The following is a 19,495-nucleotide window of genomic DNA, read 5'->3' on the forward strand; positions in this document are numbered from 1 at the left end:
GGGCGAGGGCCGACCGGAGGCCGGCCCCCGCCCCACGCCCGGGGACCAGGGCCACTGCGGCCGATCGGAGGCGAGATGACCACCACACCGGCGCCCGGCGCCGCCGCCCCGGCGCGGCCCGCCGACCCGAACGTCTTCGAACGGTTGCGGCCGGTGGCCGACGCCGTGCTCTACGAGGGCTACCTGCTCTACCCCTACCGCCGCTCCTCGGCCAAGAACCGGGTGCGCTGGCAGTTCGGCGTGCTCGCGCCGCGCCCCTGGGTCGAGGCGGGCGGGCCGGTGGCGGAGACCGTCGCCGGCTCCGCCGAGTCCTGGTACCAGCAGACCGAGTGCCTGGCCGAGGCGGCGCCCGGTGCGGTGCTGCACGTCCGGGTCCGCTACCTCCAGGTGCAGCACAAGAGCGTGCAGCGCCGCACCGCGGACGGCCGGTACGAACCGGTGGAGTCGCTCCAGGCGCCCGACGCGGTCCACCTCAGCTTCGAGGAGGCCGTGCCCCGGGAGACCGACCTCGTGCTGCCGCTGGCCGAACTGCTGGCCGGGGACCGGACGTTCGAGGTCGGCGCGCCCGGCGGCGAGCAGACCGAGGAGCTCCCAGACGCGGACGGCCGGGCGGTGCGCCGGTGCCACCCGGTCGAGGCGCGGACCACCGTGCACGCCGAGCCGCTGGACGGGCGGCTGTACCGGCTGCGGGTGCGCACCGAGAACACCGGCCGCCAGGTCGGGCCCGGCGCCACCCGCGAGGAGGCGCTGCGGCACACCCTGGTCGCCACCCACACCTTCCTCGGCGGCAGCGGCCTGTCCTTCCTCTCGCTGACCGACCCGCCGGAGCGGGCAGCCGAGCACGCCCGGGCCTGCCGGAACCTGCACACCTATCCGGTGCCGGCCGACGCCGACCGGGCGGTGCTCTCCTCGCCGATCATCCTGCCCGACCAGCCGCGGATCGCCCCGGAGAGCCCCGGCGACCTCCACGACGCCGGGGAGATCGACGAGATCCTCTCGCTGCGCACCATGCTGCTCACCGACGAGGAGAAGCGCGAGGCCCGGGCCACCGACCGGCGGGCCGCCGAGATCCTCGACCGGGTGGACACCATGCCGCCGGAGGTCTTCACCCGCCTGCACGGCGCGATCCGCTCCCTTCGGCCCGCCGGGCGCCCGGAGCCCGGCGCGCGCCCCGAGCCCGCCGCCCGGGCGCCCTGGTGGGAGGAGGGCGGGGACGACGGCCTCGCACCGGCCACCGACCGGGTGCTGGTCGACGGCGTCTCCCTCGCCCGCGGCAGCCGGGTCGAGCTGCGGCCGCACGGCCGGGGCAGCGACGCGCAGGACATGTTCCTGGCCGGGCGCACGGCCGAGGTGGCGGCGGTCTTCCACGACGTGGACGGCAGCGTCCACCTCGCCGTCACGGTCAACGACGATCCCGGCGCCGAGTTGCACGGCTGGTACGGCCGGTACCGCTACTTCCGGCCGGACGAGGTGCGACCGCTCGGCACCACCCCCGACGAGACGAGGTCCGATGGACACCATCGAACTCCTGGAACATGACCACCGCATGGTGGAGCAGCTGTTCCGCGACTACCCGGCCGCGCCCGCCCTGATGCCGGCCGGCCCGGTGGCCGCGGCCTACGACCGACTGCGTGACCGGCTGCAAGGAAGGCCGAGGACATGACGATCGAAAGCGGTACCACCAGCACCAGCGGGACACCGAGCCGCGCGGACCAGCGGCAGGGCTTCCCGGAGATCGACATCCTGTGGATCTCCGAGGGCCTGAGCTGCGACGGCGACACCGTGTCGCTGACCGCCGCCGACCAGCCCGCCATCGAGGACGTGGTGCTCGGCCTGATCCCCGGCCTGCCCAAGGTCAACCTGTACAACAAGGTGCTCTCGCCCACGCTGGGCGGCGAGGAGTTCCTCGCCCCCTACCGGGCCGCCGCCCGGGGCGAGTCGCCGAACCCGTTCATCCTGGTCATCGAGGGCTCGATCCCCAACCAGGACATCATCGAGGGCGACGGCTACTGGACCTCCTTCGGCAACGACCTGGAGACCGGCGAGCCGCTCACCCTCAACTGGTGGCTGGACCACCTCGCGCCCAAGGCGTGGGCGGTGGTCGCGGCCGGCACCTGCGCGACATACGGCGGCATCCACGCGATGGCCGGCAACCCGACCGGCGCGATGGGCCTGGCGGACTACCTCGGGTGGGACTTCAAGTCCACCGGCGGGCTGCCGATCGTCAACGTGCCGGGCTGCCCGATCCAGCCGGAGAACTTCATGGAGACCCTCACCTGGGTGCTCTACCACGCGGCCGGCGCCGCCCCGCCGCCCCCGCTCGACGCCAACTTGCGCCCGCAGTGGCTGTTCGGCAAGACCGTCCACGAGGGCTGCGACCGGGCCGGCTACTACGAGCAGGGCAACTTCGCCCGCGAGTACAACTCGCCCAAGTGCCAGGTGAAGGTGGGCTGCTGGGGACCGGTCGTCAACTGCAACGTGCCGAAGCGCGGCTGGATGGCCGGGATCGGCGGCTGCCCGAACGTGGGCGGCATCTGCATCGGCTGCACCATGCCGGGCTTCCCCGACACCTTCATGCCGTTCATGGACGAGCCGTCCGGCGGCAGCCTGTCCCCGATGCTCATCAAGCCGTACGGAGCGGTCATCCGGCGGCTGCGCGGCATCACCAACATGGCCGTGAACCGGGAGCCGCGCTGGCGGCACCGCGGTTCCGAGCTGACCAGCGGTTACGACCCGCACTGGCGTCCCTGAGCGACCCCGGCCCCGAAGGAAGGCACATGACGACGACCGAGCCCCCGCGCGCGACCGGGCAGCGCAAGCCGCCGCAGATCGTGGAGATGTCGTGGGACCCGATCACCCGGATCATCGGCAACCTCGGCATCTACACCAAGGTGGACTTCGCCAACAGGGAGGTGACGGAGTGCCACAGCACCTCCTCCCTGTTCCGCGGCTACTCGGTGTTCATGAAGGGCAAGGACCCCCGGGACGCCGGCTTCATCACCAGCCGCATCTGCGGCATCTGCGGTGACAACCACACCACCTGCTCCAACTACGCCCAGCAGATGGCGTACGGGGTGAAACCCCCGCCGCTCGGCGAGTCGATCGTCAACCTCGGTGAGGCCGCCGAGTACCTGTTCGACCACACGATCTTCCAGGACAACCTGGTGTTCGTGGACTTCTGCGAGGCCATGGTCAAGGAGACCAACCCCGGTCTGCTGGCCCGGGCGGAGCGCACCGAGGCGCCCAACGCGGGCATCCACGGCTACCGGACGATCGCCGACCTGATGCGGTCCTTCAACCCGTTCGAGGGCGAGGTCTACAAGCAGGCGCTGCGGATCAGCCGGATCACCCGCGAGATGTTCTGCCTGATGGAGGGCCGCCACGTGCACCCCTCCACGCTCTACCCGGGCGGCGTGGGCACGATGCCGACGCCCACCCTGTTCACCGACTACCTGTCCCGGCTGATCCGGGTGATCGACTTCGTCAAGAAGTCGGTCGCGATGAACGACGACGTCTTCGACTTCTTCTACGAGGCACTGCCGGGCTACGAGGAGGTCGGGCGCCGGCGCATCCTGCTCGGCTGCTGGGGCGCCTGGCAGGACTACGAGGTCTGCGACTACAAGTACGCGAACATGAACGAGTGGGGGAAGGCGATGTACGTCACCCCCGGCATCGTGGTGGACGGCAAACTGGTCACCAACAACCTGGTCGACATCAACCTGGGGCTGCGGATCCTGCTCGGCAGCTCCTACTACGAGGACTGGGTCAACGAGGACCCGTTCGTCACCCACGACCCGCTCGGCAACCCGGTCGACATGCGCCACCCCTGGAACCAGACCACCGTGCCGGTGCCGCAGAAGCGCGACCTGAACGGCGGCAAGTACAGCTGGGTGATGAGCCCGCGCTGGTACCACCAGCAGACCGGCGAGCACCTGGCCCTGGACACCGGCGGCGGCCCGCTGGCCCGGCTCTGGTCGACGGCGCTCAGCGGGCTGGTGGACACCCCGTACGTCAAGGCGACCGGGCAGGGCGTGCGGATCTCGCTGCCGAAGGGCGAGGAACTGCCCGAGATGACCTTCGAGTGGAAGATCCCGCAGTGGAGCAACACCATCGAGCGCGACCGGGCCCGGCCGTACTTCGTGGCGTACTCGGCGGCGATGGCGCTGTTCTTCGTGGAGCGGGCGATGGGCATGGTCAGGGCCGGTGACACCAGGGTCTTCACCGACTTCGAGGTGCCGGACGAGGCGATCGGCTGCGGCTTCCACGAGGCCGTGCGCGGCGTGCTCTCGCACCACCTGGTGATCCGCGACAAGAAGATCGCCAACTACCACCCCTACCCGCCGACCCCGTGGAACGCCAGCCCCCGGGACAGCTTCGGCACCCCCGGCCCGTACGAGGACGCCGTGCAGGGGCAGCCGATCTTCGAGGAGAACGGGCCGGACGACTTCAAGGGCATCGACATCATGCGCACCGTGCGCAGCTTCGACCCCTGTCTGCCGTGCGGGGTGCACATGTACCTCGGCAAGGGCAAGGAGCTCACCCGGATGCACACCCCCACCTACGGGGCGTCCCATGGCTGAGGGACGGCTGGACGCCCAGGCGGTGGAGCAGCGGCTGGCCCGGCTGGACGAGCTGCTGGAGCGGGTCGAGGCGGTGCCCGGACCGGGCGGCGAGGCGGCGCTCACGGCGGTCCGGACCCTCACCGAGGTCTACGGCGAGGCGCTGGCCCGGGTGCTGGACCTGGTACCACCGGAGCCGCTGCTCGACGACGAGCTGCTCGGCCACCTGCTGGTGCTGCACGACCTGCACCCGGAGCCGCCGGAACGCCGGGCGGCACGGGCCCTGCAGGCGCTGCGCGAGCGGGGCGTGCAGGCCGAGCTGGCCGGGGTCGACGGCGGGGTCGCCGAGGTGCGGCTGACCGTCAAGGGCTGCGGCTCCTCGGCCGGAGCGGTGGAGGCGGCGGTCCGGGAGGCGGTGCTGGCGGCCGCGCCCGAGCTGAGCGAGGTGCGGCGGGCCCCGGAGCGGGCGTTCGTCCCGGTGGACAGCCTGCTGCTCCCGCGGGGGGCGGCATGACCGCCGGTGCGCTGCACCGCCTGATCCGCGAGGCCCGCGCCGAGCCGGCCGGGCCCGCCGAGCCTCCCGAACGGTGCGAGCTGTGCGGCGAGCAGGTGCCGGAGGACCACCGGCACCTGCTGGACACCGAAGCGCAGACCGTGCTGTGCGTCTGCCGCCCGTGCACCTTGCTGTTCGGCCGGGAGACGGAGGCCGAGGAGGGGCGCTACCGGCTGGTGCCGGGGCGGCGGGTGCGGCTGGAGCCGGTGCCGACCGACCGCCTCGGCGTCCCGGTGGGCCTGGCGTTCTTCGTGCCGCAGCCGGACGGCAGCGTCCTGGCCCACTACCCGAGCCCGGCCGGCGCGGCCCGCTGGGAAGTGGATCCCCAGGCGTGGCGGACGGCGTGCGAGCTGCGGCCCGAGTTGCGCACGATGCGCGCCGGGGTGGAAGCCTTGTTGGTGAACACCGTTCGCGGGCAGTCGCAGCACTGGATCGTCCCGCTCGCCGACTGCCTGCGGATGGTCGCGGTGGTGCGGCAGGAGTGGCGCGGCCTGTCCGGCGGCAGCCGGATCTGGCCGGCGCTCGAGCAGTTCTTCGGAGAACTGACCGAACAGCGGTGAGGAGGAAGCCATGGGCAACATCCGCGTGGGCAAGCCGCAGGCGCGCCCTTACACGGCGTCGACCGTCTTCGGCATCCACCGGGGCAACGAGGGCCCCTACAAGCGGCAGCCGGGCCACCACAAGGACGGCACCGCGGACGCCCGGCGGTCGACGGGCATCCACTGGAAGAAGCACAACGCGATCCTGCCGATCATGCCGAACATCCCGCCCGGCTGAGCCGGGCCCGGCGGACGTGGAACGAAGGAGGAACCGATGGCCAGACGGGTGCTGATCGCGGAGGTCCTGATCGTCGGGACGATCACCCTGGCGATGCTCGTCCGGGAGATCCCCGGCATGCGGCGGGAGCTGAGGATGTGGCGGATGGTGGGGCTGCGGCGCCACTGACCGGCCTGCGGCGCCCGGCGGTCGTGCTCGACCGCCGGGCGCCCTTTCACGCCGTGCGGGCCGTCAGCTCCGCACCGGGTTCGCGCAGCAGCTGGGCGGCCACGCGCCGCACCAGGCCGGCGGCGGCGGGGACGGCCTGCCGGACGGCCTCGCTCAGGCCGACCATGACGTCCGGGTCGTCCTGGGCCGGGCACAGCTCCGGCTCGCAGCCGAGGACGACCACCCTGGGCAGCCGCTCGGCGCCGTCCACGGCCAGGTCGCGGGCCAGCGCCAGCACCGTCACCGGATCCATGCCGTGCGCTTCCGGGACGGCCGGCCAGCTCGCCCCGTCCGGTTCGATCAGGTACAGCGTGCCGGGGGCGCCCCCGCGCGGCGCCGCGTCCACCAGGACGACCGCGTCGTAGCCGTCCAGCAGGCGGTAGGCCAGTTCCATGCCGCGGATGCCCGCGTCCCACAGCTCGACCCCGGGTGGCAGCGGGTCCTCGCGCAGTGCGGCGACCACCTCCGGGCCGAAGGCGTCGTCGGCCAGGAAGACGTTTCCGATGCCGGCCACCAGCACCCGGCTCACGCCGCGGCTCCCGCGGGCGCGGGCCGCACGCGCAGGGACATCGGGCGCGGGCGCGGTGAGTGGTGGCGGGCGCCGCGGTCCCGGAGCTCGGCCCGGACGGGCTGGGTCAGGCGGTGGAACGCGCTCGCGACGAGCAGGATGTGCATCGGCACCTCCGTTGGGCCGGGATCAGGGGCGGGTGGGATCGGTTCGGGCCGGGAGCCGGGCGGGTGCCCGGAGGCCGTCCCACTGTGCACCGGCACGCTCGGTGAGCGGCCGCGGCGGTGGGCGGCGCGGCGCCCGGTTCACCCGCTCGGCGGCGGTGTGCTGAGCGCCGTCCGGCCTGGGGCAGGCGCCAACGAAGTCGCATTGTGTTGAGTCTTGTCGGGTTCTGGTAGGTGCAATATCGTATGGCACCGCCGCCGCTTCGCCGGCTGCTCCGCGTACCCGATCGTCGCGCCCCCATCGCAGCTCGAGCGACGTCGCCGCGTCCGCACGCCCCGGTACAGATCGTCGGCACCGGTCCCATCCACCCGCGCCGCGGCCGGCGCCCCTCGGCGGCCCGGGCCCGGCGCACTCACCCACCCGGGAAGCCCCCACATGCGCAGAACGCCACACCGGCTCGTCGGCATACTCGCCGTCACCGCCCTCGCGGCCTCCGCCCTCAGCGCCGCGGCAGTGGGCACCGCCACTCCGGCCGCTGCCCTCGGCAACGGCAACTCCCTGACCCCGCCCATGGGTTGGAACTCGTGGAACAGCATCGGTGCCTACGTCACCGAGAACCAGGTCAAGCAGACCATCGACTTCATGGCGGCCAACGGCCTGGTGCAGGCGGGGTACGACACCGTGACCGTCGACGACGGCTGGTCGACGCGCCACCGCGACGGCCAGAGCACGGACTTCGCCAAGACCGCCGACGGTGCCATGCAGCTCTACGACGCCAACGGCAGCCCGGTCAGCGGAACCGACGGAGGCGGGAACGACACCACCAGCGGTCACCTGCTCCCCGAGCCGGACCAGTTCCCCGCGCAGACCGTCGACGGCAGGACCGTCAACGGCATCCAGTACCTCGCCTGGTACGCCCACAGCAAGGGCATGAAGTTCGGCCTCTACGCCACCGACACCTACACCACCTGCCAGGGCCACCCCGGCAGCCTCGGCCACGAGACCACCGATGCCACCGACTTCGTGTCCTGGGGCGTCGACTTCGTGAAGTACGACGACTGCCCGTACGGACCCACCGTCTACGGCCCCGACGGCTACGCCTACTACCCGCAGGGCGAGGGCAAGGAACTCACCCGGTCCATCTACGCCCGGACCCAGACCTTCCAGCGTGCCCTGGACGCGGCGACCGCCGCCGCGGGCAGGCCCAAGGTCACGCTGAGCCTGTCCGCGCAGCCCGCGCACACCGGCATCCCCTCCCTGCTGAGCGCCGACGACCCGGCCCGGACCGATCCCCTGATCACGGCCGCCGGAACCCCGCCGCACCAGGCGCCCGGCTACTCGCCCACCGGGATCTGGTGCGGCCAGGTCGCCAACATGTGCCGTATCGGCGGCGACCGCGACAGCGAACTGGACGGCGTGCTCTACAACGGCCAGCTCCAGACCGCGCTGAAGTACCCGGGCAACGTCCACCCCGGCAGCTGGAACGACCTGGACATGATGTTCGCCGGCTGGCAGGACACCTACGGCGTCTGGGGAGTCACCGACACCTCCCGGGGCCACAAGCCCTTCACGGACGACGAGTCGCGCACCGAACTGTCCGTGCTCTCGATGATGGCGGCCCCGCTCGTCTCCGGCGCCGACCTGCGCACCGCCGCCGACTCGCAGCACACCGCGAACGGCTACACCTGGTCGACCGGGATCAGTTCCTCCGCACTCGCGCTCCTCAAGAACCGCGACATGATCTCCATCGATCAGGACAGCCTCGCCCAGCCCGCCACCCTGGTCGGCAACCCGCCCTCCTCCCCGGTCGCCCCGGTGGTCCTCAAGCGCCGACTCGCCAACGGGGACCTGGCCGTGGCGCTGATCAACCAGGACCCGAACAACTGGGCCATGATCAGTGCCGGCTTCGCCGACCTCGGCCTGACCGGTTCGGGCTATGGCTACCGGGAGCTGTGGTCGGGCGCCACCGGCACCGCGACCGGCTCCATCGGCGGCAACTGGATCCCGGCGCACGGCGTCGCGCTCTACCGCATCGCCGGCGCGGGCGCCGGCACGGGCGGTGGCACCGGAGGCGGCGGCCCGGCCGTCGTCGGCGACGGCAGGTACCACGCGCTGAGCGCCGGCGGCACCGGGGGCCAGGCGCTCGAAGTCCAGGGCGGCTGCTCCGCACCCGTCGGCGGCAACTCCGACATCAACGCCTACCGGAGTGGCGCCGCCCAGCAGTGGATGTTCACGCCCAATGCCGACGGCACCGTGACGATCAGTGACAACTGCGCCTCCGCGGCCCAGTCGCACACCGTGCTCGCCGGCGGCAACGGTGTGGGCAGCGCCTACCTGCTGAACGCCACGCCCGGCAATCCCTGGCAGAAGTGGAAGGTCACCCAGAACGGCAGCGGCGCCCTCACCGTCACCAACGTCGGCAACGGGCTGACGCTGGACGTCGCCGGAACCGCGGCCGGCTCCACGGGCATGACCGAACCGGCCAACCCGGCTTCGGCCGGGCAGAGTTGGACCGTGCTGTCCTGACGCTCGGGTCTCGTCGGACCGTGGTGCGGCGTCAGGGTACCCGCACCTGACGCCGCACACCCCGCAAGGATCAGGTCCTAGCTCTGGGTGAAACCCGTGAAGTCGGCCTCGCCGTTGGTGCCCGCGCTGTGCGAGGTGGTGAACAGGCCGACGTCCTGGCGTGCGGTCGCTCCCGGGACGGTGGCCTGGCCGACCTTCGTCCAGGTGGTCCCGTTGGTGGAGCAGTAGCCGGTGTACGTCGAGCCGTCGCGGACCAGCTTCAGCCAGCTCGGGTAGGCCGCCGAGCCCGAACCCTGGTTCGCCGGAGCGCTGTTGGAGTCCAGCTTGCCGTCGCCGTCGCTGTCCCACTGCAGCACGTAGCCCTTGCCGGGAGCCTCGGCCAGGACGAGGTACCCGGCCGAACGGCCCGGCTGGGTGATGTCGTTGCGGACCATGATCCCGGCCTTGGCCCAGTCGCTGGTGGGTGCCTGCGCGGTGAGCTTGACGACCGTGGTGGAGCCGTCGTGTTCGGCACCCGGGCGGTAGACGGTGCTGTACTCGTCGACGTCGTAGTAGAGGTCGGCGCCCGCGCCGTCGATGGCGAACGTCCCGTCCTGTGCGCCGAAGACGGCGGTGGTGTCGGTGAAGGTCCGGAACGGCGCCTGGACGGGTGCGGTCAGGACGACCGGTGCGGGCGCCGTGACGCTCTGCGGGCCGCCCGGCCCGTGCGCGGTGGCGGTGCCGGTGAGGGTGGCCCGGGTGATCGGCGCCGGCAGGTGCGCCGGGGCGGTCACGCGGAACGCGGCACGCGCGCCGCCGCCGGGCGGCACGTGCCCGAACCGGGTCTCCGACAGCGGCGCCACCGCCCAGCCGGCCGGAACGTCCAGTCCGAGCACCACGTCGTTCGCGGACTGCGCGCCGTTGTCGGTGAAGGCCGTGGTGACGGTGGCCGAGCCGCCGGGGGTGAGGTCGGGGACCTCGGTGTCGAGGACGAGGTCCGGGTGCTGCCCGCCCGGGTGGTCGGTCGGGGTGACCTTGTACATCACGGCTCCGTGGCCGGGCACGGTGGCGCTGATCGCGCCGGCGGTCTCGCCGGTGGTGTGAGCCCAGAGGTCCCGCAGGAGGTAACCCTTGGCCGTCGGCAGGCCGGCCGCGGCCGCCGTGGTCGAGATCACCGCGGGCTGCGGGTTCTCGTTGAACAGGGTGACCGCGACCCCGCCGTCGGCGAGCGGCTTGGCCAGGACGTCCAGGCCGGCGGTCATGCTCACCGGCCGCCCCTGCTTGCCGAGCCGGTCCTGGTCGACGGAGACGACCTCGGTGTTGCCGTAGATCGCGAGGGTGTCGGCGCTCGCCTTGCGCAGGTCGGTGCCGGCGATCAGCGGGGCCGCCATCTCCGCCCAGAGCGAGAAGTGGGCGCGGTCCTCGGTCGCCGTCATGCCGTTGCCGACCTCCAGCATGTCCGGGTCGTTCCAGCCACCCGGCCCCGCGGCGTCGGCGAGCTTGGCGTTGGCGTGGAAGATGTCCAGCATCCGGCCGAACGAGGCGTCGATGTCCCCGGTGGTGCGCCAGAGTTGGCCGACCGTACGGCCCCAGGTCCAGACGCTGTCCAGGCCCCAGTTGCAGAGGCTGTAGACGATCGGGCGGCCGGTCTTCGCCAGCGCGTCGCCCATGGCGCGGTAGCGCTGCTGCGAGGGCACGCCCTGGTTGTAGCAGTTGTCGTACTTGAGGTAGTCGACGCCCCAGGAGGCGAAGGCGTTCGCGTCCTGCTGCTCGTGGCCGAGGCTGCCGGGGAAGCCCGCGCAGGTCATCGTGCCGGCGCTCTCGTAGATGCCGAGCTTGAGGCCCTTGGCGTGGACGTAGGCGGCCACGCCGGTGATCCCGTGCGGGAACTTGACCGGGTCGGGGACGAGCCGGCCCTCGGCGTCGCGGTTCTTGGTCATCCAGCAGTCGTCGATGTTGACGTACTGGTAGCCGGCGTCCCGCAGGCCGGCCGAGACCAGTCTGTCGGCGGTCTGCTCGACGAGCTGCTCGTCGACGTCACAGCCGAAGGCGTTCCAGTCGTTCCAACCCATCGGCGGGGTCGGGACCAGCGTGGCGCCGCCGGCCGACTCGGCGGCCGCGGCGGGGGTGCTGGCGAGGGGGACGGTGGCGAGCGGCGCCGCCGCCAGCGAGGCCGCGAGTAACGCGGCCCACGTCTTGCGCATCGTGTCTCCTGGGTCCGGTCGGGTGGTGCGGACGGTCGTGCAGGAACGGGCACCCTGCGCAGGGCGGGGGAAAGCGAACCAAATCCAACAGAGAGAGTCAATAGTCAACGCAAACAGACGGATATCAACGAGGAGTGGATCTCCACGGGCTCCTCGGGAGGGCATGCCGAAGGAGCCCACGGCGCCGCCGGTCAGCACGGCGTGGTGGGCTCCTTCGGCGCCGCGGGCGGGTCGCGGGCGTATCGCGGGTCAGCCGAGTGCGGCCTCCCGCAGCCGGGCGGCGGCCTGCTCCGGGCTCACGTCGGTGACGAACGCGTCCATCCCCGATTCCACGCCGGCCAGGTACTTGAGCTTGCCCGGCGCTCGACGGACGGTGAACAGTTCGAGGTGCAGGGCGAGTTGCCCGCCGTCGGTGCGGGGAGCCTGGTGCCAGGCGGAGATGTACGGGGTCCGGTTGGGCCCCGCGCCGGGCGGTGCGGGGAACAGGGCGTCGAAGCGGCGCAGCAGGTCCAGGTAGAGGCCGGGGAACTCGGCGCGTTCGGGTTCGGTCAGCGCGGTGAGGTCGGCCACCCGGCGCCTGGGGTAGAGGTGGACCTCGTACGGCCAGCGCGCGGCGAACGGCACGAAGGCGAGCCAGTGCTCGCCCTGCAGGACCAGCCGCTCCGGGGTGGCCTGCTCGGCGGCGAGCAGGTCCTCGAACAGGTTCCGGCCGGTGCGGGCGCGGTGCGCCTCGGCCCGGGCGATCATCCGGGCGGTGCGGGAGGGGACGAAGGGGAAGGCGTAGATCTGGCCGTGCGGGTGGGCGAGCGTGACGCCGATCTCCTCGCCGCGGTTCTCGAAGCAGTACACCTGCCGCACGCCGGGCAGTGCGGACAGTTCCGCCGTGCGGTCGGTCCAGGCGTCCAGCACCAGGCGCGCCCGGGTCTCGTCCAGGTCCGCGAAGGAGGCGTCGTGGTCGGAGGTGAAGCAGACCACCTCGCAGCGGCCGTCGCCGGGCCGCAGGGTGTGCAGGGGCTCATCACGGGACGCGACGTGCTCGGCTGCCGCCGGGGCGAGCGAGGGGAAGCGGTTCTCGAACACGGCCACCTCGTAGTCGGCCGCCGGGATCTCGCTGTGCCGCCCGTCCCGGGAGGGGCACAGCGGGCACTCGCCGGCCGGCGGGCGGTAGGTGCGCTGCTGGCGGTGGGCGGCCACCGTGACCCACTCTCCGAGCACCGGGTCGAGCCGGATCTCGGAGAGGCTCGCCGCGGGCTCCAGGGGGCGTTCGTCCCGGACGTCGCGAACGGCTCCCGGCGCCCGGTCGAAGTAGACGAGTTCGCGGCCGTCGGCCAACTTGGTGGCGGTTCTGTGCACCGCTGTACTCCTTACGCGTTGGACGTCGCCCCGGCAGTTTTCAAGCTTCAACAGATTCAAACAAACACGATCGCTTGTCAACAAGCGGGGCCGCCTGCCGGTGGTGATTCCCGGCAGTCCCCGCCGACCGGCCTGAACATGTCCATGCATGTCCGTCGCGGTTGTTGACCTCGGAGGCCAGGCATGTTTGATTGTGTCGGAATTTGCTCCCGCGCGCGGACATCGCCGCCGGTGGGAACCGACCCAGCACACCAGGCATGGAGCTGAACCGATGATCGACGAGGCAGCCACCGACTTCGAGGCCGTCCACGCGGCACGGCCGAGCGGCGTCTGGGCCGCTCCCGGCCGGGTGAACCTGATCGGCGAACACACCGACTACAACGACGGCTTCGTCCTGCCGATCGCCCTTCCGCACACCACCCGGGTCAGCGCGCGCCGCCGGACGGACGGACGGCTGCGGCTGTACAGCGCCCAGGGCGACGGCACGACCACCGACGTGGCGCTGGAGGGACTGGCGCCCGGCGCCGTGGCGAGCTGGGCGAGCTACCCGGCCGGGGTCTTCTGGGCGCTCGCCGAGGCGGGCCACCCCGTCGGCGGGGCCGACCTGTTCGTCGACAGCGACGTGCCGACCGGGGCCGGGCTCTCCTCCTCGGCCGCCCTGGAGTGCGCGACGGCCGCCGCCGTGAACGACCTGTACGAACTGGGCCTGAGCGCGCCCGAACTCGCCCTGATCGCCCAACGGGCGGAGAACGCCTTCGTCGGGGTGCCCTGCGGGGTGATGGACCAGATGGCTTCCGCCTGCTGCACGGACGGCACCGCGCTGTTCCTCGACACCCGGACGCTGGAACAGCGGCACGTGCCGCTCGACCTGACGGCGGCGGGGCTGCGGCTGCTGGTGATCGACACCCGGGTCAAGCACGACCTCGGCGACGGCGCCTACGCGGCCCTGCGGGCCGGCTGCGAGCGCGCCGCGGGCCTGCTGGAGCTGCCCGCGCTGCGCGACCTCCCGCCCGCCGACCTGGCCCCGGCCCTGGACCGACTGCCCGGTGAACTCCGGCCGCTGGTACGGCACGTGGTGACCGAGAACGGGCGCGTGCTGGAGACGATCGACCACCTGGGCCGCGGCGACCTCGCGGCGCTGGGGCCCGTCCTGACGGCCGGACACGCCTCGCTGCGCGACGACTTCCGGGTCTCCTGCCCGGAGACGGACCTCGCGGTGGAGGCCGCCGTCGCCGCCGGGGCACTGGGCGCCCGGATGACCGGGGGCGGCTTCGGCGGGTCCGTCATCGCGCTGGTCGAGGCCGGGCACCCGGCGGTGGTCTCCGAAGCGGTGCGGTCGGCCTTCCGCTCGGCGGGCTTCACCGCACCCGTCACCTTCACCGCGGTGCCCTCGGCGGGCGCCCGGCGGGTGGGCTGACCCGGCCGGACACCGGCACCGCCGGACGCCGGCGCGGCCGGTCCTTCGGGGACCGGCCGGCCGGCCGCCCGCCGGGACGACGATCAGCCGCCGGCCGGGACGACGACCAGCTCGCCGACCGCCTCGGCGACCAGCTCGCGGGCGGTCGCCGGGAGGGCGTCGTCGGTGACGAAGCAGTCGACCTCGGCGAGGGTCGCGAAGCTGCTCAGCCCGACCACACCCCACTTGGTGTGGTCCGCGACCACGACCGTACGGCGCGCCGAGGCGATCAGGGCCCGATTGGTCTGCGCCTCGGCGAGGTTGGGCGTGGTGAGGCCGGCCTGCTCGCTCACCCCGTGCACGCCGAGGATCAGCAGGTCCACGTGCAGCGAGCGGATCGTCTGGTCGGCCAGTGCCCCGACCAGGGCCGCCGAGCGGGTGGGCGACCCACCGGTCAGCAGCAGCGACGGGACGGTCTCCCTCCCGTCGCTTCCCGCTGCCCAGAGCAGGTCCGCGATCCGCAGCGAGTTGGTCACCACCGTCAGCCCCGGGACCTCCAGAAGCCGGGCGGCGACCGCGTAGGTCGTGGTCCCGGCGGAGAGGGCCACCACGCTGCCCGGCTCCACCAGCTTGACCGCGGCGTCCGCGAGTGCGGCCTTGGTGCCCTCCTCCAGACCGGACTTGGCGTCGAAGCCGGGCTCGAAGGTGCTCGCCGTCCCGGTCGCCACCGCGCCGCCGTGGACCTTCTCCACGGTGCCCTGACGGACCAGCGCGTCGAGGTCCCGGCGGATGGTCATGTCGGACACGCCGAACTGCTCGACCAGTTCGGCGACCCGGACCGCGCCGGCCCGGCGGATCGCCTCCAGGATCAGTGCCTGGCGCTGGGCGGCGAGCAACATCTGGTCAGCCACGGAGGACCTTTCGATCGAACGAGCACGTGCGGCCTGGGCGTTCTCGTCGGCGACCGGGAACGCGGCCTGGTCCTGCGGGAGTCATTATCCCAGCACCGCAGGCCGGGTGTGCCCCCGGTACCGGGCCGGGGGGCGGACCGCCGGCGCCGCGTTCGGTCGCGGTACCGGCGGTCCAGGGTCGGTCGGCCTCCGGCTGGTCTCCGGCTGGTCGGTCTCCGGTCGGTCGGCCTCCCGGCCCGAGGGACGGGCCCTATGCCGGCAGGCCGATCGCGCGGTCGCGGTTGCGGCGCTGCTGGATGACGACGGCGACGACCAGCAGCGCGCCCTGGGCGACGTTCTGCCAGAAGGAGTTGATGTTCTCCACGGTGAGGCCGTTCTGCAGTGCGCCGAGCAGTGCGACGGCGAGCAGGGTGCCGCCGATGCCGCCCTTGCCGCCCTTGAGGGCGCAGCCGCCGAGGGCGGCTGCGGTGATCGACTGCAGCTCCAGGCCTTCGCTGCCGGAGACGGGCTGGCCGCTGCCGGTGCGGGCGGTGAGCAGCACGCCGGCGAGGGCGGCGACGGTGCCGGAGAGGGCGTAGGCGGCGATCAGGTACTTGTTGAGGTTGATGCCGGCCAGCCGGGCGGCGGTGTCGTTGCCGCCGATGGCGTAGATGTTGCGGCCGATGTCGGTGTACGTGAGCAGGGCGTGCACGGCGAGGGCGGTGAGGACCAGCAGCCAGACCATGGTCGGCAGGCCGGCGATCCTGCCCCGGCTGAGGAAGACGAAGACCGGGTCGTCGAGCACGTAGCCCTGGGCCCGGCCGTCCGAGACGAGCTGGGCGACGCCCTTGTAGGCGGCCAGTCCGGCGAGGGTGGCGATGGTCGGGTTGACCCGGCCGTAGACGATGACGACGCCGTTGAACAGGCCGATGCCGGCGCCGATGGCGAGGGCGGCGCCGATGCCGAGGTACGGGTTGGCGCCGGTGGAGGTGAAGACCATCGCGCTGGTGACGGAGGCCAGGCCGGCCTGGGAGCCGACCGAGATGTCCAGGCCGCCGCAGATGATCACCACGGTCTGGACGACGGCCAGCAGTCCGGAGATGGTCACGGCCTCGGCGATGACCTGGATGTTGTCCCAGCCGGCGAAGTTGGGGTTGAGCCAGCCGAACAGGGCGACCACGGCGACGAGGGCGCCGATCAGGCTGAGGTTCTGGCCACCGATCGCGGCGAGCAGGGCGCGCGGGCCACCGGACCGGGGGTTCACGGCTCCGGCGTCCGGCGCCGGGGCGGTCGGGGGAGTGGCGGTGGTCATGCGCCCACCTCGCTGCGCTCGGCAGGGGCACTTGCCCACGCGCGCCTTTCGACGGTTCGCTCGCTGCGCTCGTTCACTGGGTCTCTCCGGTCTGGGCGGGGGCGGTGGTGGCCAGGTCGTCGGCCATGGCGAGGGCGAGGACGGCCTCCTCGGTGGCCTGCTCGCGGGTGAGCTCGCCGGTGGTGCGGCCGTTCTGCATCACCACGACCCGGTCGGCGAGGCCGAGCACTTCGGGCAGTTCGGAGGAGATGACCAGGACGGCGGTGCCCGCGCGGGCGAGGTCGGCGATGATCTGGTAGATCTCGGCCTTGGCGCCGATGTCGACGCCGCGGGTGGGTTCGTCGAGGATCAGCAGGTCGGGCCTGCGGGCGAGCCAGCGGGCCAGGACGACCTTCTGCTGGTTGCCGCCGGACAGGGTGCGGACCTCCGCCTCGACGGAGGGGGCGCGGACCCGCAGCCGATCGGCGTACTCCTGGGCGAGGTCCTTCTCCTGGCGGCGTCTGACGAACCGCCAGCGGCTCAGCCGGCCCAGGCTGACCAGCGAGGTGTTGTCCCGGATGGTGCGGTGCAGGAACAGTGCCTGGGCCTTGCGCTCCTCGGGGGCCAGACCGATGCCCGCGGCGATGGCGTCGCCGGGGTTCCTCAGCCGCAGGACCTCACCGTTGAGGGTCACCGTGCCGGAGCGGATCGGGGCGTCGCCCGCCAGCGCGAGGGCGAGTTCGGACCGTCCGGCGCCGATCAGGCCGGCCAGCGCGACGACCTCGCCGGCCCGGACCCGCAGGTCGATGCCGTGCACGTCGTCGGTGTCGAGACCCTGGACGTCCAGGACGACCCGGTCGGTGGCGACCTGCTGGCGGACGAACAGCGAGGAGAGGTCCCGGCCGACCATGAGCCGTACGAGTTCGCCCTCGCCGGTGGCGTCGGCCCGGACCACGCCGGCCACCCGTCCGTCGCGCAGCACGGCGATGCGGTCGGCGAGCCGGAAGATCTCCTTCATCCGGTGGGAGACGTAGATGACCGCGATGCCCTCGTCGCGCAGGCGTGCGATCAGTGCGAACAGGGCCTCGACCTCGTGCTCCGAGAGTGAGGAGGTGGGCTCGTCGAAGGCGATCGCGCGCGGCGGGACGGCACCGGTCAGCGCGCGCATGATCTCGACCAGCTGACGCTGCGCGGCCGTGAGTTGGGAGCCGAGCAGGGTGGGGTCGAGGACCTTGTCGAAGCCGAGGCGGCGCAGGTCGGCGACGATCCGCCGGTGCAGCCCGGCGCGGTCCAGTCGGCGCAGGCGGGTACGGGGCAGTGCGCCGGCGTAGACGTTCTCGGCGACCGGGACGTGCGGGATGATCTCGGGTTCCTGCGGAATGATCCGGATCCCGGCCCGGCGGGCGTCCTGCGGGGAGTTCAGGTCCAGGGGCCGGCCGTCCAGCAGGACGCGCCCCCCGGTGGGGCGGTGGTCGCCGGTGAGCACGCGCAGCAGGGTCGACTTGCCGGCGCCGTTCTCACCCATCAGGGCGGTGACCTGGCCGGGCGGGAAGGTGAGGTTGACGTCCGTGAGCGCCTGGACGGCACCGAAGCGCTTGGACACGCCCTCGGCGCTCAGGCCGGCCGAGCCGTCCGGTGGCGGGAGGGGCGGGGATTCGGGTGGGGTCATCGGGGCCTCGTTGGCGGTGCGGTGCGGACGGTCTGGAGGAGCGCCGAGGTCGCGGCGGGGATGCGGCGGGGGCCGGGTCGGCCTGCCGCACCGCCGACTCGGCACGACGTCGATGTGGCGTCAGCTGCAGGACACGCCCGCGGACTGCCAGGTCGCGGCGTCGACCATCTTGGTCGGGGCGAAGGCCTCCTTGGGGAAGTCCTTGCCGTTCTTGAGCTTGTCGTACATCGTCTGCACCGACAGGGCGCCGACGTCCTTGCCGTTGATGAACAGGGCGGCCTTCATGCCGGAGGGCTTGCCGGAGGTCCAGTCCTTGCACGCCAGGTAGGCGCCGAGGCCGACGCCGTCGATGTCGTCGGGGCTGACCCCGGCGTTCTGCAGGGCGGTGACGGCGCCCTGGACGTTCTCGTCGTTGCAGCCCCACACCACCCAGTGCTTGACGCCGGCGTTGGCGGTGATGGTGGCGGCGACCTTGTCCTGTGCGCCGGTCGGCGTGTTGTCGGTGGCCACGTCGATGTCCTGCACGCCCGGCGCGGCCTGGTCGAAGGCGGCCCTGGCAGCCTTGACCCGGTCGCCGCAGACGGTCACGTCCTGCTTCCAGGCGGAGATGATCCGGGTGTCGGCCGCGTTCCAGCCGGCCTTCTTGAACTCCTCCGCGGCGCGCTGACCGACCTGCTGGCCCATCTGCTGGCCGGAGAAGCCGATCCGGGGCACCAGGTCGCCGGCGGCGCACTCGGTCGGGGAGGGTCCGGTCGCGCAGACCTGGTCGTCGGAGGTGAGCAGCGCGGCCTTGGCGTCCCGGGCGGTCCGGACGACCTGCGGCCCGACCGCCGGGTCCGGCACCACGATGATCAGGCCGTTGCTCTTCTGGGCGATCGCGGCCTGGACCTCGCCGACCGTCTTGTTGGCGTCGTTGCCGAGGTTGACGACCTTCAGGTCGGCGCCCAGCTCGGCCGCCTTGGCCTTGGCGCCGGCGGCCTCGTCCACGAAGTACTGCTGGTCGCCCTGCTTCTGCAGGTAGGTGATCGAGACCTTGCCGGAGACCGGGGCCACCGAGGCGTCGGCGCCGGAGGAGGAGGTCTGCCCGGTGGAACAGGCCGTCAGACCGAAGGCGGTGGCCAGGCTCAGCGCGGCGAGCGGGGCCAGGCGGCCACGGGGGGAGAGGTGCATGGTGGGGCTCCTGAAGGGTGGGGGGCCGATCAACCCGTAACAACAGAATCGCTCAGAAAACATCGAAATCAAACGCGATGGAGCAAAAGAAAACGCCCCGTTCAGGCCTGAGTCAAGCTCAGCCTTGCCTCCGGGGCGGTTTCGAAACCGTCTCGTAATGCCCGCCGGTCCACGCGGGCGCGCTGCGCACTCCGTCGAGGCGCCTGACGGTCGTCCTGGTCAGGGCTGCTCAACGGGGGAGCGCTCGG

At 72.5% G+C, this 19,495-nt stretch carries 18 protein-coding genes; 10 read left to right on the plus strand and 8 right to left on the minus strand.

Annotation, left to right across the window (positions count from 1 at the left end):
- Positions 1 to 75: 75 nt before the first annotated feature.
- From BOQ63_RS38945 to BOQ63_RS38980, 8 genes are read left to right on the plus strand one after another with little or no spacing between them, the layout of a single operon-like run.
- Positions 76 to 1,539 (plus strand): hypothetical protein, encoded by a 1,464-nt coding sequence (locus tag BOQ63_RS38945; protein WP_150476299.1) that lies wholly within the window; start codon positions 76 to 78, stop codon positions 1,537 to 1,539.
- Positions 1,511 to 1,663, plus strand: coding sequence for a hypothetical protein (locus tag BOQ63_RS38950; RefSeq protein WP_158876460.1), 153 nt, complete (start codon positions 1,511 to 1,513; stop codon positions 1,661 to 1,663). Before BOQ63_RS38945 ends, BOQ63_RS38950 begins: the two co-directional genes overlap by 29 nt.
- Entirely contained in the window at positions 1,660 to 2,751 is a 1,092-nt protein-coding gene (locus tag BOQ63_RS38955) for an NADH-quinone oxidoreductase subunit B family protein (protein ID WP_072655873.1), read from the plus strand. The genes BOQ63_RS38950 and BOQ63_RS38955 overlap by 4 nt, the downstream gene beginning before the upstream one ends.
- Positions 2,752 to 2,777: 26 nt before the next feature.
- Positions 2,778 to 4,580 carry a nickel-dependent hydrogenase large subunit gene (locus tag BOQ63_RS38960; protein WP_030284889.1) on the plus strand — a complete coding sequence of 601 codons (1,803 nt, stop codon included), beginning with the start codon at positions 2,778 to 2,780 and terminating at the stop codon, positions 4,578 to 4,580.
- The gene (locus tag BOQ63_RS38965) at positions 4,573 to 5,073 is read left to right on the plus strand and encodes a NifU-related iron-sulfur-binding protein (RefSeq protein ID WP_150476300.1); all 501 of its coding nucleotides are present in this window, start codon (positions 4,573 to 4,575) and stop codon (positions 5,071 to 5,073) included. Before BOQ63_RS38960 ends, BOQ63_RS38965 begins: the two co-directional genes overlap by 8 nt.
- Positions 5,070 to 5,672: a DUF5947 family protein gene (locus tag BOQ63_RS38970; protein WP_030284885.1), complete on the plus strand. Its 603-nt coding sequence runs from the start codon at positions 5,070 to 5,072 to the stop codon at positions 5,670 to 5,672. The genes BOQ63_RS38965 and BOQ63_RS38970 overlap by 4 nt, the downstream gene beginning before the upstream one ends.
- A 10-nt stretch (positions 5,673 to 5,682) precedes the next feature.
- The gene (locus BOQ63_RS38975) at positions 5,683 to 5,889 is read left to right on the plus strand and encodes a hypothetical protein (RefSeq protein ID WP_030284883.1); all 207 of its coding nucleotides are present in this window, start codon (positions 5,683 to 5,685) and stop codon (positions 5,887 to 5,889) included.
- A gap of 36 nt (positions 5,890 to 5,925) precedes the next feature.
- Positions 5,926 to 6,057 carry a hypothetical protein gene (locus BOQ63_RS38980; RefSeq protein ID WP_267885505.1) on the plus strand — a complete coding sequence of 44 codons (132 nt, stop codon included), beginning with the start codon at positions 5,926 to 5,928 and terminating at the stop codon, positions 6,055 to 6,057.
- Between the two features lie 46 nt (positions 6,058 to 6,103).
- Here the strand turns inward: BOQ63_RS38980 and BOQ63_RS38985 are convergent, their stop codons facing one another.
- The gene (locus BOQ63_RS38985) at positions 6,104 to 6,625 is read right to left on the minus strand and encodes a hydrogenase maturation protease (protein WP_030550265.1); all 522 of its coding nucleotides are present in this window, start codon (positions 6,623 to 6,625) and stop codon (positions 6,104 to 6,106) included.
- On the minus strand, positions 6,622 to 6,771 hold the full coding sequence (locus tag BOQ63_RS38990; RefSeq protein WP_191093629.1) for a hypothetical protein: 150 nt from the start codon (positions 6,769 to 6,771) through the stop codon (positions 6,622 to 6,624). Before BOQ63_RS38990 ends, BOQ63_RS38985 begins: the two co-directional genes overlap by 4 nt.
- Before the next feature lie 433 nt (positions 6,772 to 7,204).
- Between BOQ63_RS38990 and BOQ63_RS38995 the strand changes: the two genes are divergently transcribed.
- Entirely contained in the window at positions 7,205 to 9,295 is a 2,091-nt protein-coding gene (locus tag BOQ63_RS38995) for an alpha-galactosidase (RefSeq protein WP_072655875.1), read from the plus strand.
- Positions 9,296 to 9,372: 77 nt separating this feature from the next.
- Here the strand turns inward: BOQ63_RS38995 and BOQ63_RS39000 are convergent, their stop codons facing one another.
- Both BOQ63_RS39000 and galT read right to left on the minus strand, forming a co-directional pair.
- Positions 9,373 to 11,478 (minus strand): NEW3 domain-containing protein, encoded by a 2,106-nt coding sequence (locus BOQ63_RS39000; RefSeq protein WP_078938565.1) that lies wholly within the window; start codon positions 11,476 to 11,478, stop codon positions 9,373 to 9,375.
- A gap of 249 nt (positions 11,479 to 11,727) precedes the next feature.
- Positions 11,728 to 12,831: a galactose-1-phosphate uridylyltransferase gene (galT, locus tag BOQ63_RS39005; RefSeq protein ID WP_030284874.1), complete on the minus strand. Its 1,104-nt coding sequence runs from the start codon at positions 12,829 to 12,831 to the stop codon at positions 11,728 to 11,730.
- Positions 12,832 to 13,102: 271 nt separating this feature from the next.
- On the opposite strand from galT, the gene galK reads away from it, so the two are divergent.
- Positions 13,103 to 14,248, plus strand: a complete 1,146-nt coding sequence (gene galK / locus BOQ63_RS39010; protein WP_030284872.1) for a galactokinase — start codon at positions 13,103 to 13,105, stop codon at positions 14,246 to 14,248.
- 83 nt (positions 14,249 to 14,331) lie between these two features.
- Here galK and BOQ63_RS39015 read toward each other — a convergent pair whose 3' ends face one another.
- From BOQ63_RS39015 to BOQ63_RS39030, 4 genes are all read right to left on the minus strand, one after another.
- Complete coding sequence (locus BOQ63_RS39015; RefSeq protein WP_030550268.1) at positions 14,332 to 15,126, minus strand: DeoR/GlpR family DNA-binding transcription regulator; 795 nt, start codon at positions 15,124 to 15,126, stop codon at positions 14,332 to 14,334.
- 262 nt (positions 15,127 to 15,388) lie between these two features.
- Entirely contained in the window at positions 15,389 to 16,429 is a 1,041-nt protein-coding gene (locus BOQ63_RS39020) for an ABC transporter permease (RefSeq protein WP_030284862.1), read from the minus strand.
- A 73-nt stretch (positions 16,430 to 16,502) separates the two neighbouring features.
- Positions 16,503 to 18,077, minus strand: coding sequence for a sugar ABC transporter ATP-binding protein (locus BOQ63_RS39025; protein WP_150476301.1), 1,575 nt, complete (start codon positions 18,075 to 18,077; stop codon positions 16,503 to 16,505).
- A 120-nt stretch (positions 18,078 to 18,197) separates the two neighbouring features.
- Complete coding sequence (locus BOQ63_RS39030) at positions 18,198 to 19,247, minus strand: substrate-binding domain-containing protein (protein ID WP_046387468.1); 1,050 nt, start codon at positions 19,245 to 19,247, stop codon at positions 18,198 to 18,200.
- Positions 19,248 to 19,495: the final 248 nt, after the last annotated feature.

The organism is Streptomyces viridifaciens, from assembly GCF_001888885.2.
Classification (GTDB): Bacteria; Actinomycetota; Actinomycetes; order Streptomycetales; family Streptomycetaceae; genus Kitasatospora; species Kitasatospora aureofaciens.

Coding starts and splice junctions, on each gene's coding strand:
- BOQ63_RS39000 (WP_078938565.1), bottom strand. CDS start 11,478: ATGCGCAAGACGTGGGCCGCGTTACTCGCGGCCTCGCTGGCGGCGGCG.
- BOQ63_RS39015 (WP_030550268.1), bottom strand. CDS start 15,126: ATGTTGCTCGCCGCCCAGCGCCAGGCACTGATCCTGGAGGCGATCCGC.
- BOQ63_RS38995 (WP_072655875.1), top strand. CDS start 7,205: ATGCGCAGAACGCCACACCGGCTCGTCGGCATACTCGCCGTCACCGCC.
- galK (WP_030284872.1), top strand. CDS start 13,103: ATGATCGACGAGGCAGCCACCGACTTCGAGGCCGTCCACGCGGCACGG.
- BOQ63_RS39030 (WP_046387468.1), bottom strand. CDS start 19,247: ATGCACCTCTCCCCCCGTGGCCGCCTGGCCCCGCTCGCCGCGCTGAGC.
- BOQ63_RS38960 (WP_030284889.1), top strand. CDS start 2,778: ATGACGACGACCGAGCCCCCGCGCGCGACCGGGCAGCGCAAGCCGCCG.
- BOQ63_RS38950 (WP_158876460.1), top strand. CDS start 1,511: ATGGACACCATCGAACTCCTGGAACATGACCACCGCATGGTGGAGCAG.
- BOQ63_RS38945 (WP_150476299.1), top strand. CDS start 76: ATGACCACCACACCGGCGCCCGGCGCCGCCGCCCCGGCGCGGCCCGCC.
- BOQ63_RS39020 (WP_030284862.1), bottom strand. CDS start 16,429: ATGACCACCGCCACTCCCCCGACCGCCCCGGCGCCGGACGCCGGAGCC.
- BOQ63_RS38965 (WP_150476300.1), top strand. CDS start 4,573: ATGGCTGAGGGACGGCTGGACGCCCAGGCGGTGGAGCAGCGGCTGGCC.
- BOQ63_RS38955 (WP_072655873.1), top strand. CDS start 1,660: ATGACGATCGAAAGCGGTACCACCAGCACCAGCGGGACACCGAGCCGC.
- BOQ63_RS39025 (WP_150476301.1), bottom strand. CDS start 18,077: ATGACCCCACCCGAATCCCCGCCCCTCCCGCCACCGGACGGCTCGGCC.
- BOQ63_RS38980 (WP_267885505.1), top strand. CDS start 5,926: ATGGCCAGACGGGTGCTGATCGCGGAGGTCCTGATCGTCGGGACGATC.
- BOQ63_RS38970 (WP_030284885.1), top strand. CDS start 5,070: ATGACCGCCGGTGCGCTGCACCGCCTGATCCGCGAGGCCCGCGCCGAG.
- BOQ63_RS38975 (WP_030284883.1), top strand. CDS start 5,683: ATGGGCAACATCCGCGTGGGCAAGCCGCAGGCGCGCCCTTACACGGCG.
- BOQ63_RS38990 (WP_191093629.1), bottom strand. CDS start 6,771: ATGCACATCCTGCTCGTCGCGAGCGCGTTCCACCGCCTGACCCAGCCC.